Origin of the sequence: Oleiphilus messinensis (assembly GCF_002162375.1) — a bacterium.
Taxonomy (GTDB): domain Bacteria; phylum Pseudomonadota; class Gammaproteobacteria; order Pseudomonadales; family Oleiphilaceae; genus Oleiphilus; species Oleiphilus messinensis.
Genome location: NZ_CP021425.1, coordinates 5,104,108 through 5,120,800, shown reverse-complemented (window position 1 = coordinate 5,120,800; position 16,693 = coordinate 5,104,108). Strand labels below are relative to the sequence as shown.

Annotated in this window: 18 protein-coding genes; 15 read left to right on the top strand and 3 right to left on the bottom strand. The window is 47.7% G+C overall.

The features are described 5' to 3' along the window. Nucleotides 1–161 precede the first annotated feature (161 nt). The 6 genes from OLMES_RS22280 to can all read left to right on the top strand — a co-directional run bounded on the left by OLMES_RS22280 (nucleotide 162) and on the right by can (nucleotide 5,748). Nucleotides 162–458, top strand: coding sequence for a MerR family DNA-binding transcriptional regulator (locus tag OLMES_RS22280; RefSeq protein ID WP_087464619.1), 297 nt, complete (start codon nucleotides 162–164; stop codon nucleotides 456–458). Then, complete coding sequence (locus tag OLMES_RS22275) at nucleotides 458–2,113, top strand: IS200/IS605 family accessory protein TnpB-related protein (protein WP_087463276.1); 1,656 nt, start codon at nucleotides 458–460, stop codon at nucleotides 2,111–2,113. Before OLMES_RS22280 ends, OLMES_RS22275 begins: the two co-directional genes overlap by 1 nt. Nucleotides 2,114–2,247: 134 nt before the next feature. After that, a complete protein-coding gene (locus OLMES_RS28700; protein ID WP_087463275.1) occupies nucleotides 2,248–3,015 on the top strand; it encodes a J domain-containing protein in 768 nt (255 codons plus the stop codon). A gap of 79 nt (nucleotides 3,016–3,094) precedes the next feature. Then, nucleotides 3,095–3,298, top strand: coding sequence for a hypothetical protein (locus OLMES_RS22265; protein ID WP_087463274.1), 204 nt, complete (start codon nucleotides 3,095–3,097; stop codon nucleotides 3,296–3,298). Between the two features lie 322 nt (nucleotides 3,299–3,620). Next, nucleotides 3,621–4,718, top strand: coding sequence for a 3-deoxy-7-phosphoheptulonate synthase (locus tag OLMES_RS22260; protein ID WP_232465177.1), 1,098 nt, complete (start codon nucleotides 3,621–3,623; stop codon nucleotides 4,716–4,718). Nucleotides 4,719–5,097: 379 nt separating this feature from the next. Continuing rightward, nucleotides 5,098–5,748, top strand: a complete 651-nt coding sequence (gene can, locus OLMES_RS22255) for a carbonate dehydratase (RefSeq protein WP_087463273.1) — start codon at nucleotides 5,098–5,100, stop codon at nucleotides 5,746–5,748. Between the two features lie 27 nt (nucleotides 5,749–5,775). Here the strand turns inward: can and OLMES_RS22250 are convergent, their stop codons facing one another. After that, on the bottom strand, nucleotides 5,776–6,873 hold the full coding sequence (locus tag OLMES_RS22250; RefSeq protein WP_087463272.1) for a lipase secretion chaperone: 1,098 nt from the start codon (nucleotides 6,871–6,873) through the stop codon (nucleotides 5,776–5,778). Between the two features lie 113 nt (nucleotides 6,874–6,986). Beyond that, nucleotides 6,987–7,955, bottom strand: a complete 969-nt coding sequence (locus OLMES_RS22245; protein WP_087463271.1) for a lipase family alpha/beta hydrolase — start codon at nucleotides 7,953–7,955, stop codon at nucleotides 6,987–6,989. Nucleotides 7,956–8,275: 320 nt separating this feature from the next. On the opposite strand from OLMES_RS22245, the gene OLMES_RS22240 reads away from it, so the two are divergent. The 5 genes from OLMES_RS22240 (at nucleotide 8,276) to OLMES_RS22220 (ending at nucleotide 11,614) form a co-directional block, all read left to right on the top strand. Then, nucleotides 8,276–9,115, top strand: coding sequence for a helix-turn-helix domain-containing protein (locus tag OLMES_RS22240; RefSeq protein WP_087463270.1), 840 nt, complete (start codon nucleotides 8,276–8,278; stop codon nucleotides 9,113–9,115). A 226-nt stretch (nucleotides 9,116–9,341) separates the two neighbouring features. Continuing rightward, nucleotides 9,342–9,983 carry a hypothetical protein gene (locus OLMES_RS22235; RefSeq protein WP_087463269.1) on the top strand — a complete coding sequence of 214 codons (642 nt, stop codon included), beginning with the start codon at nucleotides 9,342–9,344 and terminating at the stop codon, nucleotides 9,981–9,983. 108 nt (nucleotides 9,984–10,091) lie between these two features. Next, the gene (locus tag OLMES_RS22230; protein WP_087463268.1) at nucleotides 10,092–10,682 is read left to right on the top strand and encodes a TetR/AcrR family transcriptional regulator; all 591 of its coding nucleotides are present in this window, start codon (nucleotides 10,092–10,094) and stop codon (nucleotides 10,680–10,682) included. 11 nt (nucleotides 10,683–10,693) lie between these two features. Further along, complete coding sequence (locus tag OLMES_RS22225; RefSeq protein ID WP_087463267.1) at nucleotides 10,694–10,984, top strand: YciI family protein; 291 nt, start codon at nucleotides 10,694–10,696, stop codon at nucleotides 10,982–10,984. Nucleotides 10,985–11,008: 24 nt separating this feature from the next. After that, nucleotides 11,009–11,614 carry a DNA-3-methyladenine glycosylase I gene (locus OLMES_RS22220; protein WP_087463266.1) on the top strand — a complete coding sequence of 202 codons (606 nt, stop codon included), beginning with the start codon at nucleotides 11,009–11,011 and terminating at the stop codon, nucleotides 11,612–11,614. Nucleotides 11,615–11,621: 7 nt separating this feature from the next. Here OLMES_RS22220 and OLMES_RS22215 read toward each other — a convergent pair whose 3' ends face one another. Then, the gene (locus tag OLMES_RS22215; protein WP_087463265.1) at nucleotides 11,622–12,008 is read right to left on the bottom strand and encodes an Hpt domain-containing protein; all 387 of its coding nucleotides are present in this window, start codon (nucleotides 12,006–12,008) and stop codon (nucleotides 11,622–11,624) included. A gap of 237 nt (nucleotides 12,009–12,245) precedes the next feature. On the opposite strand from OLMES_RS22215, the gene OLMES_RS22210 reads away from it, so the two are divergent. The 4 genes from OLMES_RS22210 to OLMES_RS22195 all read left to right on the top strand — a co-directional run bounded on the left by OLMES_RS22210 (nucleotide 12,246) and on the right by OLMES_RS22195 (nucleotide 16,594). After that, nucleotides 12,246–14,276, top strand: a complete 2,031-nt coding sequence (locus tag OLMES_RS22210; protein ID WP_087463264.1) for a PhoX family protein — start codon at nucleotides 12,246–12,248, stop codon at nucleotides 14,274–14,276. A gap of 196 nt (nucleotides 14,277–14,472) precedes the next feature. Next, entirely contained in the window at nucleotides 14,473–15,567 is a 1,095-nt protein-coding gene (locus OLMES_RS22205; protein WP_087463263.1) for an ISAs1 family transposase, read from the top strand. Nucleotides 15,568–15,644: 77 nt separating this feature from the next. Continuing rightward, complete coding sequence (locus tag OLMES_RS22200) at nucleotides 15,645–16,367, top strand: YcnI family copper-binding membrane protein (protein WP_087463262.1); 723 nt, start codon at nucleotides 15,645–15,647, stop codon at nucleotides 16,365–16,367. Continuing rightward, nucleotides 16,352–16,594, top strand: coding sequence for a hypothetical protein (locus OLMES_RS22195; protein WP_087463261.1), 243 nt, complete (start codon nucleotides 16,352–16,354; stop codon nucleotides 16,592–16,594). The genes OLMES_RS22200 and OLMES_RS22195 overlap by 16 nt, the downstream gene beginning before the upstream one ends. Nucleotides 16,595–16,693: the final 99 nt, after the last annotated feature.

Sequence of the window (16,693 nt, the reverse complement as noted above, 5' to 3'; positions counted from 1 at the left end):
CGGACTTGATGCTTACGCTAGGGATGGCAAGTTATTTTTGTGCACATTACAGATTTTGAATTGTCACTCGGGGCTTTAACAGTTAACTAAATACTTGACTAAACCTACTCATATACAGTAGCTTGTACAGTATTGTTTTCTCATGGATGGAGGTCATGATTATGGCTGAATTTCTATCGATAGGCGCTGCCGCTTTTCTGCTGGGTGTGGCCGTTTCCACCCTTCGTCGTTGGGAAAAAGATTCACGATTTTTCTCAGATTTCCGTACGCCGGGTGGCCATCGTCGTTACGCGCTTGATAAACTTGTAGCCTTTTGTGGTCAGTCGACTGCTAATGAGCAACGCAGAACGATCTGTTATGCACGCGTCTCTTCTCATGATCAGAAAAAAGATTTGCAAACTCAAATTGCGCGATTGCATGGTTCACGTAGTCGTAAAAATCAACGAGCCATCGCCTAGTGGATACGCCAACGAAAACTCTCACCTTTGAAACCCGGCTTGATTTGATTCATGAGCAGAATGCGGCATTATGCCAATATGCCGAGCTGTGGAATCAAGTGAAGTTTCATTGGTTTGCTAACTTACAAAAGCCTAAAGCCCAGCAATTGAATCGTACCCAGTTTATGCATGAAATGGGGATGCCGTTCAGCTATCGGGTGTTTCAAGGCGTCCAGCAAAGCATTAAAGGCTTAATCCAGTCTTACCAAACCAATCGAAACAACCGACTGGTGACGCTGGACGTTAAAATCAAACAGCTGGAGAAGACGCTCAACAAGCTAAATAAGCGCTGTGATCATGTTGCAGAGAAAGGCTGCCCGCAACAGGCGAAACAACTTCGCAACAGGTTACGACAGAAGGAAGTTAAACTGCGTCGTTGGCAGCAAAAGCAGTCCGCCTTGGTGGCCGAAAAACAGGAAAACAAAACACCGATTTGTTTTGGTGGTCGAAAGCTGCTGAAAGAGCGTCAAGCGTTAGAAACGGGTTCGGCCATTGAAGGCTGGAAACAACGCTGGCACGAAGCACGACACCGCGAATTTCTCTTGGTGGGGTCTCATGACGAATCCTGGGGCTGTCAAAATGCCCAGCTATCGCCCAGTGAGCAAGAAGGTGCTTACCAGCTAAAACTCTTTGTGCCCCATCAATTACGCGCCACGTTTGGCACGACCATTAACATTGATCACCTGCAATTCAAGCATGGTAAGGCGGCTATTGCCCAAGCCGTTTGGCAGAATCAGGTTAAAAAACACGATAAATCAATCAAAGGGCAACCCCTGAGTTTTCGATTTAAACGAGACAAAAAAGGTTGGCGGTTACTCGTTAGCGTGGAAGTGGCAGGACCAGCAGAGCAAGCAGAGTGGATCGATGATGACCAAGGTGTCATCGGTGTAGATGTCAACCCGGACCACTTAGCGGTCGTCGAGCTGGATCGAAACGGTAACCCACTGCAACACCGAACGTTTGACTTACCGCTACACTATAAGAATGATGTTCAACGGTCAGCCATTATTGGGGATGCCGTACGAGACCTGATGGATTTTGCCGCGCAGCAAGGTAAAGCGGTGGTGATCGAAAAGCTGGATTTTCAGCAAAAGAAACGGCAATACCAAAAGCAGGATCACCCTCAGTATGCCCGCATGTTGAATGCCTTTGCTTACGGTAAGATCAAGGACTTGATTGAAACGCAAAGCATAAAACGCGGCATACGCCTTTATCACGTCAACCCTGCTTATACCTCATTACTGGGGCGGATGAAATATCGCGATCGACACGGTTTTTCAGATCACCATGGGGCCGCGCTAGTGATTGGTCGTCGGCATTATGGCTTTAAAGAAAAGCCGCCAAAACAACTCATTGGTATTAACGCGAAGGGTACCGTTAAGACCGAGCATCCGCCTGTAAGGATGGCGCTCGGGGGTTATCAGTATTACCACAAACTTCAGCGTTGGTACCAACCACTCGAAAAATCATTAGATTTTCTGAGTGGCTGGCGTCACTTTCGTCGTGTGAATCGGGTTAGTTACTCCGTTGAGGCTCGCCTTGATGGTAGACCGGGCATGAGTCCCGACTTGATTCAGGAAAGCACTACCTTGCTTTCCGCGCACCCTGCGCTGTAGGGATAGGCTCGTTTAAACCTTGAGTAGGTTTAAGCAGGTTTATGAAAACGGTGTGGTACCAATAGACTTTGCGAGAGCGTGGCGATGAGTCATTATGGTCGATAAGCAGTCCTGGATGAGGCAAAAGTGGTTGTATGTTTAAATTGATTGTTGTCACTGCGGTATTGCTGGCGGTGTTTATGATGCGGCATGCGTGGCGTTCCGCATCACCGGAAGAACGTAAACAGCTGATGTTCAAGTGGGGCGTCGGGGCACTGATTTCATTGCTCGTGCTGCTTACGGTTACCGGTAGATTACATATTCTGGCGGCTATTTTTACCGGATTGCTGCCTTTCGCGCGCCGGATTCTCCCTTTTGTTTCTTTAGCATTCCGTCATATTCCCGGGTTGCGCAATTGGGCAAATGGTTTGCCCGGGAAATTTGGCTCGGCCCCTCAACAGCATCAGCTTGTAACCCCTTTGTTGTGTATGAACCGGGATGTATTGACTCAGAAATTATCGGGTGTAGTGGTTGCAGGTCTATTCAAAGGAAAGGATATCGACACGCTCTCGGTGACGGAATTGTTAGAATTGCTGGATCAAGCTCATGCAAGTGATGAAGACTCTGTGACCTGTGTTGAGTCGTTTCTGGATCAAAAAGTAGGTGGCATTTGGCGTCAACATTATCAGCGTGGAAACTACTCCGGAGCTTCAAACAATCAGAGTCAGTCACCAAGTCAGGATGGGATGAGTGTCCGGGAGGCATACGATATTCTTGGGCTTCGACCTGGGGCAACCGATAAGGAAATCACGACAGCGCATAGACGTCTGATGCAAAAGTGTCACCCCGATCGAGGGGGCACTGATTACCTGGCTGCGCGATTGAATCTCGCCCGGAAAATCTTGATGGAGCTAAGTCGCTAATGGCCCGGACTTGCCCAAGTTGGAAAAAATTGAAACAAGTGGTTTTTTTTTGATCGAGAGTTCGGTATGATCTGACGCTATGAAAACAGTTAACCGTGTAATTTTATCCCAAGCAATTCGCTCTGATGCGCCTACGGTCAAAGGCAACGATGCCCAGGAACGTACGACACAGTCAGCAGACTCGCTTGCGCGTAAATTGGTTAACGCGAGTCGTACCGTACGATTTTATTGGTGGCAGTTTTACTTTAGCGGCTTTAGTGTTGCGCGGTTAGGCTACCTGTAAAACGATCGACGAGATTATAGGAAGGCAGACCGCTGGTTCTGCCTCCCGGATTAAAAACCCCGAAGGCAAAACCTTCGGGGTTTTTTCGTTTATGCCATTGAGTTTTATTTGAGAGGCAAACATGAGGGATAGATGTAGTTGTTTTTATTGCAGTTGGCGATTTATCCAGGCCGCATTCGCAGCTTTGGAAAGTCGACAACGGTGTTGATTACACTGTAAAAACTGACTTCCGAGCTCAGAATGTGGCCATGATCCGTGTCATTTAATACGAACATACAGCAAATTCAGCTTACGATAACAATTGAGAAAAGAGAATCTGAACATGACAGCGAATATGGCAATTTTGCAAACGACAGAAATAACTGAGCAGCGGGATATATCTCAAGTTGATATTGCACAGTCACAATCCGCCCGACCGCTACCTTCACCGCAAACCCTGAAATCCGAACTTTTGGCAACGGATGCGCTTTTGCAACAGGTGGCCGGCCATCGACGGGAAATTGAAGCCATTCTGAATGGTACGGATGACCGTTTGATGGTGATTACCGGGCCATGTTCTCTCCATGATCCTGAAGCGGCGCTCGAGTATGGCCGAAAGCTTAAGATGCTGCAGGCGCAGGTTGAAGACAAAATGCTGTTGGTCATGCGCTGTTATTTTGAAAAGCCTCGTACCACCGTGGGCTGGAAGGGGATGTTGTATGACCCGTCTTTGGACGGTAGTCATGATATGGAAACCGGACTCAAGTCCGCACGGGCGCTGTTGCTCGAGTTGACTGGTCTGGGTCTTCCGGTTGCGACTGAAGCGTTGAATCCGTTAGCCATGCCCTACCTTTCCGATTTGTTGAGCTGGGTGGCAATTGGAGCGCGAACGAGTGAGTCACAAATTCACCGGGAAATGGTAAGCGGGTTAGGAGTGCCTACCGGATTCAAAAACGGGACGGATGGTAGTCTCGAAATTGCGCTCAATGGCATCAAGTCTGCTATGTCGCCCCATTCGTTTCTGGGCATGGATGGACAAGGTCAGATTGCGATGATTGAAACCTCCGGTAACCCCGATGCACACGTGGTGTTGCGGGGTGGAAAAGGTGGACCGAATTACGATGCTGACAATGTTGCCAGCTGTGAAGCTGCATTATCCAAGGCGGGGTTGCATGCGGCGATTGTGATTGATTGCAGTCACGAAAACTCAGGTAAAGATCACGCCAGACAAGGTCTTGTTTTTGAGAATGTTGTGGCGCAATTGACTGTGCGGAAGACTTCAGCGATTAAAGGTGTAATGCTTGAGAGCTTCCTGAAAGAGGGTAGACAGAACCTGGACAAGGATGATCTGGAGTATGGTGTATCTATCACCGACGCATGTATCAATTGGGAAGAAACCGCTTCGCTGATTTTATCCGCGCACCAGTCACTTTGCCCCTGATCTGAATTGAGCGTCCACCATTCCAGAAGCGCTTTTGTTGAGTGGTGGTACGTTCGAAATCAGTTGATGCACTTACGTAGTGCGATTTCGAACGTTGACTTATATTAGGGCGACATTTAATGATCGCCCTTTTTTGTGTCTTCAAGACTACTGATTAAGTGGTAGGTTCGAGTGAAATTCAGGTTGAAAATGCTGTTGCGGGTGACTGTTTGTTGACAATAAAAAGGATAATTTGAATACTGCCTTGAGCCTCGATTCTGGATAGGTTGAGGGGATATCAATGCTCAAAGGTGGTGCATTCTTGTCTTGAGTCGACTGGAGATTCTTACTTGATGCTCTCCAGCTTGATGCTTTCAGCAATAGTATAGGAAAAGTTTGTATGCCGGTTTCTGAACTAATTGAGAATAACCGTAAATGGGCTGCTCAGATAACCGACGAAGACCCTGAATTTTTCGAGAAGCTCTCGAAACAGCAGAGCCCTGAATTCCTGTGGATTGGTTGTTCGGACAGTCGGGTTCCTGCGAATGAGATCGTGGGTCTGCTACCGGGCGAGTTGTTTGTGCACAGGAATGTTGCCAATCTGGTGGTCCATACCGATTTGAACTGCCTGTCCGTTGTGCAATATGCCGTTGAAGTCCTTAAAGTTAAACACATCATCGTTTGTGGCCACTATGGCTGTGGTGGTGTGCGAGCTGTGATTCAGGGATCACAAATCGGATTGATCAACAATTGGCTGCGGCATGTAGGCGATATCGCGGAGAAATATCAAACACAGTTGGAACAAGTTGAGGGGATTAGCCAGAAAACCGATTTGTTGTGCGAATTAAATGTGATTTCCCAGGTTTCTCACGTCACCCAGACCACCATTGTTCAGGATGCCTGGGCGCGGGGGCAGCCGCTCTATGTTCATGGCTGGATCTATGCAATTGAAAACGGCCTGGTGAATAACCTGGGGGTCAGCGTCAATGCAGCGGACCTCGTTAAAGACAAAGTTAAGTGTGCGATCGATAACGTGCTTGCAAAGGTCTGATCTGCTACTCCGATTGCGCTTTCGAGTCTAAATATCCGCATCAAGTGCTCGTACTCGAATACGCTCAGTACCCTTAAATGAGTCCTCGATTAACGATTTTATTGCAGTGACTTGATCCGCTGAACTCATATCCGATGCCCGGATCAGGTTCCGTTGTTCTACGTACTGGTTGAGTCGCTGTTTCCAGTTCGCCCGTTGCTGGTCCAGCTCCGCCAATGCGGTTGCGGCTTCACTGCCTAACTTTTCCGCTCTCACCTCGAACAGCTGACCGGCACTGGCGCCTTGTGATTTTAGCTGTTCCGTTTCCTGGTGGAGTTCGCCGAATCGGCTGACGCTTTCCCGAAGCTGTTTAACCTCGGGGGGAAGTGTTGCTGCCAGCGCTGCGCTTTGAATTCGTTTTTCCTCCTGACTCAGGTGCTCATTGCGACTGATGTCGAGTTGATCCAGCATATAGTTGTCATACGTGTCTTCTTCGGCAAAAAATGAATCATATTGATCCGGCGTAAAAAATTGTTCCCGGAGTTGCTGTACTTGGCTTTTTTGCTGCCGTAGCATCCCGCTCGAGTATTCCGGTGTTGTTGCGTGGTTCATCGCAGAAGGCGCTTGTTCTGCCAGCGCGATTTTGTAATCAACGAAATTGCGAAGAATCTGATTGGCTTGATCTCTGGCCGGGAATTGCAGTTGTTGGGCAAAGTCATGTTGAATCTGTAGCAAAATTGACGCTAGTGGGGCCTCACCCACAGCGGAAAGGTAAAATTCGATCAGGTCTTTAACATCGCGATTGATGATAAGGTTTCCCTGAGGATCAGTTTGAAGCCGGATCTCGTGTCTTACTCCCTGTAGGGATTCGGGGAGCCCCCTGGTGGATAAATGCTCTTGTGTCTGCTTGCTATGCTCATGAATTCGTGCATTAACCCGCTTGGCGGTATCGATCGTGAGTGGAGCGGCTGTCTCTGTTGAGGCGGAAACGACGGTTTGTTTTGCGAGTCGTTTTGATTCTAACGGGCTTGCCGATAGCAATTGAATAGGTGTGTTTCGAGTGTCTGAAGATAAATTCCAGTAAGCAAACACGGCTCCTGAAACCATAATGATTCCAGTTAAGCCAAAAAGCGTAAACTTGTTCATGGCGAAGCTCTAAAGAGAAGATGTAGGAGGTTATCTGTGCTTTTCATTTGCCGGACTTGAAAGGCACATCCCTGTGCCCGGTCGAAGAGACCTTTTACTCAGGCCCGACCCGTTTAGAGTCCCGCTTGCTTCAAACGCTTGGCATGGTTAACGAATACGGTTTTTGGATTGGTTTCAAACAGCGACACGTTACCCAAAACATGGTTATTGATATCGATGTGATTCATGTTGTAATCATCCCGCAATACTTTGCCGAAATGGTTGGAACATACGCCGGTAATACCGTCATTGGCTTCATCTTCAAAAGCCATACCCGTTATCGCGAAAAGTGGATCAGATATGTCGAGAAGCCCGGTAAAGTGAGATCCGCCGCCCCAGGAATACAATTTTATTTTGTGACCATTGATTGTCACATTATCCGGCCCCTCGCCGCAGTGCTCGGTGGGGACGCCCGCAGGGAACTGACTATTGAACGCGATGGATCCTTCTGCATTAAACTCCGCCAGCATCGCATTAATGTTGGATTTGTCTTGTTTGTTGTCAGACAGCAAATTAACAAGATTTCCGACTGCATTCGTGAACTCTTCGAATACAACTCCTTGCAGAGTACCTTCTGGAGCCGCGCCGGAAACGACATCGGCTACCGGTGAGCCAGTGTGTGGCGTTGACATTGTGGTGACGGATGCAACCAGATCGGGACGTACGTTCATGACATAACGAGCAGTCATACCGCCCTGGCTGTGCCCCATGAGATTGAACTTGTCGATTTGTCCGTTTGCTGCGGCTTTTATTTCTTCAAGTTGTTCGATTAATGATTCGCCACGCATAGCGGAACTTTCGAAGGCGTTGATTTTAGCAACATGGACGGTTGCACCTCGGTTCTCCAGTGCAGACGGGATTTGATACCAGTAATCCACGCCAGCAATGGTGTCGAAGGCAAAGATGCCAGGAATCAACATGATGGGATGTTCTGTTTTGGCAGGTTTGAACAAATTGTCAAAAAATCCGGCATTTGCAGGAAGAGAAATTGCTGCTGTGGATAAGGCTGCGGCGGCGGCAGCGCTGATGATTGCTTTTTTCATTGTTTTCGTATCCTGTTATGTTTGTTCTATGGTTATGATTCGTCGTTTGTGCAACATTTTGGAGTCTACGTGCACCAATATGGATAACACTTGTACGTTTTGATGATGTTTGGGGAATTGCCGGATTCGAGTGATACGGTTCACGAAACTGTCACAAGACGATTTAAATCGGATTTAATTGTCATAAAATGGATCGAAAATAATCATACGTGTGTAAGTATTCTCAGCACACAGGTGTTATTGGTGTCTCGTATTCTGATTAAGCGCAAGGAGCATCTGGAACCAAGTACAAGGTCGTATCAAGCATAAACGGATCAAATATGACTGCTTCCGGCGAAACCACTTCCTCCCCCCCTTCCTTACTTTATCTATGGGATAAACGGACGCTCTATATTGGCCCGTTGTTTGAACCCATTGTGGTGAATCATGCCGCCTCAACGTTGGTTATAAGCCTGAGTGGCGACCCGATTAAACTCTATACTGATACCGCACAACCACTTGAAAGCCAGAGTATTTTGTTTCCCGCCGGGTCTTCGGTTTCGGTCGATACCGGGTCTGCTGTTGTGGTCAACTGTCACTTGGATGTATTGGGTTATGATTATGATCAGATACTGCTCCAGATGCAGCAGCGGTTCGGCGATGTTGGCTTGGGGCTTCGGAGTCCGGGGCGGTTCGTAGATACCTTTCAAGCTTTATTGAATCTGGCGCCTCCCTCGTGCGAGGCATATGGCATTGTGGATGAATTGTTGACCAATCCTCACGGCGGTAAATTATCCACTTTTGTCGCTGATCCACGGATCGCCCGGGTTGTGGACTTGATTAAACAAAGTATTCACCAGAATCTTTCCGTGGAGGCGTTAGCCTCGGAAGTAAATTTATCTGTCCCCCGGTTGGTGCAACTATTCAAACAACAGACGGGAATACCGATCCGTCGTTACCGGCTCTGGCATCGCCTCTATGTTACCGCTGTGAAAGTGGGGGAAGGTGAAAGTCTAACTGCAGCCGCCATCAATGCGGGCTTTTCTGACTCGTCACATTTTACCCACACCTTTAGAACCATTTTGGGAATGAAACCGTCACTACTACTTGGTCAACCCAATCGTATGCGTGTTATCCCCCCGGAATCCCTGCGAGACGATCTCGTACGTGAAAATTATTGATGCCTGTGTCTATGAAGGTGAACAACCGATTCATGGCAACCTCACAGATTTGAACGGCATACCGTTGCCGCTTTTTATTTTCGATAGGGTTTTCTACCGGTGTTGGAATCGGTTTCTCGAACGAGTCAGCCATCTAAGTAGTGGCATTCTATGCACTTTAATGGTGCGGGCATTATTATTGCTTCTGCGTTGAGTTTCTATCCGTAATCCAGGGAGGCTGCAGTTTATGATCTCGCCCGTTAATTTCAGTGAAAAATCAACCCAGTTATTGAGAGCCCGAGGTCTGTCTGACGATCAGGTCTCAGACTTTTCAGCGCTTCTCGCCAACGCAAATGATGCAATGGCCGCATCGGGCGATGCTCGACAGGTTTTAAATAATATGTCTCGGGATGAATTGGCATTGGTGCAGAAAGCGGCATCTCTGGCGGACCGTATCGATGTTTCCCGATTAAGTGCTGAAGGTGCTCAAAATCTGCTCGCTCATCCCGACCGGACAGGCATGGTCGATTTGAATAGCGACGGAATTGTCGAGATAGGTATTGGCAAGGCCATCATGTTTCCTCCGGTGAATGCGCCGGAGTTTGTATCTCAGGCCTGGGAAGAGGCCACTGCCGGAATGTCCGAAGGGGACAAAATGTTGATGGAGTTTCACTGCCATGTCATGACGTTTGGAATCGACCTCGACGGAACGCCAGAGGAAGGCGTTTCAATGGAAGCGCAATGGTCTCAGGAAGGTCGCACCGAGTGGTTTACCAAGGCCCGATCCGCGCTTGAGTTTTCGGTAGCACTTGATGGTTGGACTCGGGAGAACCTTCTGGAACGTGATTTTTATAATCGATTTGAAAGCGCATTAAATAAATTCGCCTAAGGTGTATTGACGGAATAGGACGTATGTCCTATTCTTTTTGCCAACAATTAGGATGACTGTCCTAATGAGGCATTTCATTAAGGTTTTGTCAATCGAGAGTGAGCACGCATGCCCAATAACCCGACCCGAGATCAAATAGTCGATGCTGCAGATGTGCTGTTTTATGAAAATGGGTACGAACACACATCTTTTTCACAGATCGCCAAAACAGTGAGCATTTCCCGCGGGAATTTTTATTATCACTTTAAAACCAAGGATGCCATTTTGGCCGCAGTGATCGAGCGTCGACTTGAAAATACCAGAAAAATGCTCGAGGACTGGGAGCAGAAAGGGGATTCACCCGAAACGCGTATTCGCTGCTTTATTCAAATACTGATTCAGAACCAGGAAAAAATATTACGTTTCGGTTGCCCTGTCGGAACCCTTACCACGGAGCTGAGTAAGCTGAAGCATGTCAATCTGACTGAGGCCAGTAAGGTTTTTACGCTGTTTCGGGTATGGTTGGGCCGTCAATTTGAAGCGTTGGGGTTTGCATCCAGAGCGGATTACTTTGCAATGCAATTGCTTGCTCGCAGCCAGGGAATTGCAACACTTGCCAGTGCATTTAACGATCAACAGTACATTGCGCAAGAAGTGGATTCATTAAATAGCTGGTTATCAACAGCCATTGCCAGATTATCAATCAATGAAAGCGACTAAAAGGAGTGCTTATGTTTGTTGTGTTATTGCGGTTTGCTGAAAATCGGGGGGAAGCCAGTCAGTACATGGCGGCCCATAACGACTGGATTCAATGGGGGTTTTCTGACGGTGTATTTTTGGTGGTGGGTAGCCTGCAAGAAAAATTGGGCGGCGGTATCTTGGCACAGGAGAATGAGATTGAGCGTCTGAAAGAACGAATCGATCAAGACCCTTTCGTTATCCATAATATTGTCACGGCTGAAATTATCGAAATAGCACCAAACAGGGTGGATGAGCGACTCGCCTTCATGCTTCAGAAATAAATACAACGGGAAGGACGTGCATTTATGGGCAGTATTGTTCAGGGATCCGATGGAAAGGTGCGGTGCGGATGGTGTTCTGCAGCACCTGAGTTTATTGCTTACCATGATCAAGAGTGGGGGTATCCGGTAGCCGATGATCAGCGGTTATTCGAAAAGCTGTGCCTGGAAAGTTTTCAGTCGGGATTGAGCTGGCGTACGATTTATGCCAAGCGCGATAACTTTCGAGCTGCTTTTGCCGGGTTTGATTTTAACACTGTGGCTGACTACACAAGTCATGATGTTGAGCGCTTGTTGGCTGACTCAGGCATTGTGCGGCATCGGGGAAAGATTGAGGCTGTAATTAACAATGCGTGTCGAGCCAGAGAGTTAGTGGCTCAGGAAGGTTCACTGGCCCGTTATTTCTGGAGTTATGAATCTGTCACGGAGGTTGGTTTAGAAGCGCAATCCCGTTCTTATTCCAGTCAATCAAAAGCGCTGGCAAAAGACCTTAAAAAAAGAGGCTGGAAGTTTGTGGGTCCGACGACAGTTTATGCATTTATGCAAGCAATGGGATTGATAAATGACCATATACCAGAGTGCTGGATGCATGGTGTTATCGATCATGCCCGGTCAAGTTTTACACGGCCCTAGTGCCGTGTCAGACTTGCAGCTTGGTAATTAATTTAATCACTTGTGCGAGCGCGTTGTTGACTTCTTCGACCAGTTGCGGGGTTGGTGATAAGTCTGTGCCGTCGAGCGCTTGCCAGCTTTTCGCCTGGTGTTCGAGAGCCCTGCAACTGGTTTCAAGCTGGGGAGCGCAAATGGAACTGCTGCTACCCTTAAGATAATGAGCGAGTTCTCTTAATTTTGCGAAGTTTTGCTCCTGATAGGCCTGTTCCAGTGTTGCACCCATCCCGGCGTGATTGCTCACAAAGTCAACAAAAATCTCCAGTAAGCTCTCGTCGTCAAGGCCGATTACCTTTCTCGCCAGAGGGATGTCCAGAATTTCCGGTGATGGGCTGTGCAGGACTGTTTCCTGAGTCATTGTAATACTCTATTGTTATAGTAATGCTCTGATAACTGATAGGTAGTGCGCTCACGCCAATGGCGACGGGCCGCAATTATATTAACACGGCTTTATTTCGATTCGAGCAAAATCTCTGTAAATTAAGTGAAATATTATCTGTTTAGACTGCAGCGAAGCAATGGTTTATCGAGACCTGACCATCTCGGGACTGAAATATTCAAGTAAAAAAAGTTATATTTTTCGCTGGAGTGCACCATGAGTAAAGAAACATTCGACCCTACCCGTTATAACAGCAGTGATAATGAGCCGTTTGCAAATGTGTTGCAACGGGCGATCAACCGTCGTAATTTCATCAAAGGCGGAACGGGGCTGGCTGCCTTGACCATGTTTTCCGGTTTCGGTTTGTCCGGTTGCAGTGATGACGATGATGATAATCCGAGCAATGTAAGTTCCGCCTCTCTCGGGTTTGAATCCATCGCCGGTTCAAGAACGGATGCGATTACCGTAGCAGCAGGATACAGTGCCATGGTTTTGGCACCTTGGGGCACGCCACTGAACAGCACCGCTGCAGATTGGCGCCAGGACGGTACGAATACCGCTGAAGATCAGGCAAATTCAGTTGGTATGCACCATGATGGCATGCACTTCTTCCCATTGAACGGTTCTGAAACGGATGGTTTGCTGTGTATTAACCACGAATACATCGATCAAAATGCATTGCATCCGAATGGTGCTACCCGTGATTCGGCTACTGGCCTGCGTAATGACATCGAAGAAATTCGCAAGGAAATCAATGCTCACGGTGTAACCGTTGTGCGTATCCAGCTGATTAATGGTCAGTGGGAAGTGGTTAAAAATGATGTCCATAACAAGCGTTTTACCGGCGCAACCGAAATGGCGATCTCCGGACCGGTAACGGACAATCGTGATCTCTTGAAGACAAAGTACTCCCAGGATGGTACTGCCGTACGTGGAACTTTGAATAACTGTGGTAACGGTTATACGCCTTGGGGAACCTACCTGACCTGTGAAGAAAACTGGCCCGGTTACTTCGTCAATACGGGCACTCAGGACGCCGCGCAATCCCGTTTGGGTATCGACGATGAAGACACCCGTTATGGTTGGGATGATTTGGCGGGCGATGCTGCAGAAATGAATGACGAGTTTGCACGCTTTGATATAACGGTGAAAGGCGCGGATGCGCTGTCAGATTACCGTAACGAAGCAAACGGGCATGGTTACATCGTTGAGATTGATCCTTACAACCCGAATTCAAAAGCGGTCAAGCGTACCGCACTGGGCCGTTTCCGCCACGAAGGTTGTGTATTTGGCAAGTTGACTGCCGGTGAGCCTGTCGTGTTCTACTCCGGTCATGATGGTCGGTTCGAATACATCTACAAGTTCGAGTCTGCAGCGGGCTGGGATCCGGCGGACGCGAACAGCACTGACCGTTTGGCCACAGGCGCTAAGTACATGGATGAAGGCACGTTGTATGTTGCCAAGTTCAACGATGATGGTACGGGTACCTGGATTCCTCTGAACCGTTCTACTGCGACAACGACAGGTGGTACTCTGGCAGACACGTTTGCCACTGAAGCGGATTTGATTCTGAACACACCTGGCGCGGCTGACCTCGTCGGTGCAACCCCGATGGATCGTCCGGAGTGGTGTGCGGTAGATCCGATGACTGGCAGTGCTTACTTCACCCTGACCAACAACACTCGTCGTCAGGAAGCGAACTCGGCCAACCCGCGTATTGATAATTCATTTGGCCATATTATCCGTTGGGATGAAGGTGCATCTGCAACTGAATTCAGCTGGGACATTTTTGTCTTTGGCGCACCGGTTTCTGCTGATGCAGAGACGAACAAGTCCGGCCTGAATGAGATGAACCAGTTTGCCAGCCCGGACGGCCTTGTGTTTGATAGCCGCGGTATTTTGTGGGTACAAACCGACAACGGTGCTGACGAAGTCACTGAGTACACGAATGACCAGATGTTGGCTGTTGTACCTTCAAAACTGCGTGACTCTGGGAACAAGCAAGTTGCGATCAGTGGCGACAACCAGGATAACCTGCGTCGTTTCTTCGTCGGACCAAATGGCTGTGAAGTGACCGGTCTGGCTTTCTCTCCTGATAACAAAACATTCTTTGCGAATATCCAGCATCCGGGTAACTGGCCATTCTCAGCAGATGCTGCTGAGGCGACACCGGCAGGCGCTTCTGTCCGACCTCGGGCAGCAACGGTTGTCATTCGCAAAAATGATGGTGGTGAAATCGGCGTATAAGCGGATTTTGTCTGCCTGATGCACGTTCTCTCCCGCTAACATCGCGTTAGCGGGAGTCTCTTTTAGGTTTGCGGAACTTTCCTGCGACAATTTGTCCCATCCCAGGGCAACCTAGCAATAATTGATCAATTTAAGCTTAAATATCTGAATTTAACTCGTTAATTGTTACACTCCCAACAAAAAGGGAGGTAGAACAATGGAATTAGCTGCATTTAGCATCATTTCGGATCCTCGAAATGATAAAAACCAAGTGTATTCTCTGGATAGCCTACTATTGATCATATTCGCATCGGTACTCAGCGGCTATGACTCCGTTGATGAGATGTGTGAGTTTGCAAGACTCAAGTTAGATTGGTTCAACAAATTTGTAAAACTGGAGAGGGCTCCGTGCCCTGAAACACTGAGATATTTACTGTGTTCAATAAAGCCGCAATCGCTGATAGATGTATTTGATGAGTTTGCCAAAACGCAAAAATATTGCAGTGACGGAGATTGTATTGCAATTGATGGCAAAACAATGAAAGGCACTGCGACATCGTCTACAGAAGCGCTACACGTTATAAGTGCCTGGTCGTCACAGTACGGAATCACGCTAGCGGCACTTGAATCAAAAGGCAAAAAGAACGAAATAAAAACGATTCCAGAGGTTATTGATCTCCTTGATGCACGCAAAGCTGTAATAACAACGGATGCAATGGGGTGCCAAAAAGCTATCGCCTCAAAAATAATAGAGAGTAAGAATGACTATGTTCTTCAGATAAAAGGTAACCAGAGACGTCTGTTTAATGAGATAAAAGCGTTCCATCATCTCCAATGCAGAGAAGGCTTCGACAATGTAAGCATTGAAACGTATGAGGAAATTGATAAGGGTCACGGGCGTCTTGAACAACGAAAATATACCCACTTTGCTTTGACCGATTGGGTAGATAACAAAGCCGAATGGCGAGGGCTAAAGTCAGTTATTCTGGTTGAAAGGAAGCGCACAATTGGAGTATCGATCCAAGAACAATCGTCATGGTATATCTCTTCACTTCAAGTTAATGCCAGGAAAGCAGCGAAGGCTATACGTTCTCATTGGCAGGTTGAGAATCCATTGCATTGGTGGTTGGACGTTGTTTACGGTGATGACCATAGTACACTTCATTCAGCAAACGGGCCCCTAAACTTAACCATGATTAAGAGGTATTGCATGAACTTGTTAACTAAGGACAGCACGATAAAACGGAAAAAGCACCGAGTTATGGCTTCTGCCGTGGACGATACCTTTCGTGAAAAATTGTTATTTGGTTAATTATTGCTAGGTTGCCCTGGTCCCATCCCGTTTTTTAGCTTTTCCTTCTAGTATTGGCGTAAAACAAGGAGGAAAATATGAAAGACCAACTCTCAAATCCGTTAAGCACCTGTTTCGCAACCGGCCTGGTTATAGCGTTATTTAGTGGCGCCGCCCATGCTCATGTCTCGGTTTCATCGGATACGGCGTTCAGTGCCAGTCGATATGAAATTAAATTGACCGTCCCGCATGGTTGCGAAGATAGCGATACTTACCGTGTTGAAGTACAGATACCTGCATCACTCTCTTCAGTTCGTCCTATGGACAGTCTTTTTGGTAAGGCTGAGCCGATTATGAATGATGCTGGAGATGCGATTGAAAAAATTGTTTGGAATAAGTCTGCAGCGGATGTACTCGTAGAAGATTCCCATTATTATGAATTCGCGATTCGCGCTAAATTGCCGGAAGCTGAGTTTGTGACCCTATATCTGCCAACCATCCAGTATTGCCGGGATAAAAGCGGAAATGAATTGCAGAGTGAATGGGTGGGAATGGGTTCCCACGATGATCATGGTGCATCCGGTGATGAAGCGCCTGCACCATCGTTCATGATTTTTCCAAAACGTTTTCCGGGCTGGAACAAGTACACGGCGGCGGATCATCTCCATGATATGAGTATATTTTCCGATGCTGAGATTGTTTGGTCGGGATCGAGTGCATACAGTCCGAACCCAACGACACTGGAAATGATTCAGGGCGATGCGGATAGCGTAGTGCTGGAGCAATTACATCCCGGAATGGAATTTTGGGTGAAATACTGATCAAGGTGGGTAATGGTATGGGAAAGAAGTATTGGTTTCTGGTCGCGCTTATATCCCTTTGCGGATGTAATGATTCCGGCTCAGGTCAAAATGCAGTGACGACTGAAAATGCAAGTGAGCCCGAAATCAAATCACTGCAGGCACAGCGGATGTCTACCAACAATTCATTGTTGAGGCCTCCTTCCGATGGCTTATTGCCGAGTAACCTCAGGCCTCCGGGAGCTTGAACACTCGCGGTTGAACGTTATCGTTGGTGTCGTGCGCGTGTTATTGCGCACGACAATAGTTTAATCTCTGCTCCGATCAACTTGAAGTATTGAGCAATT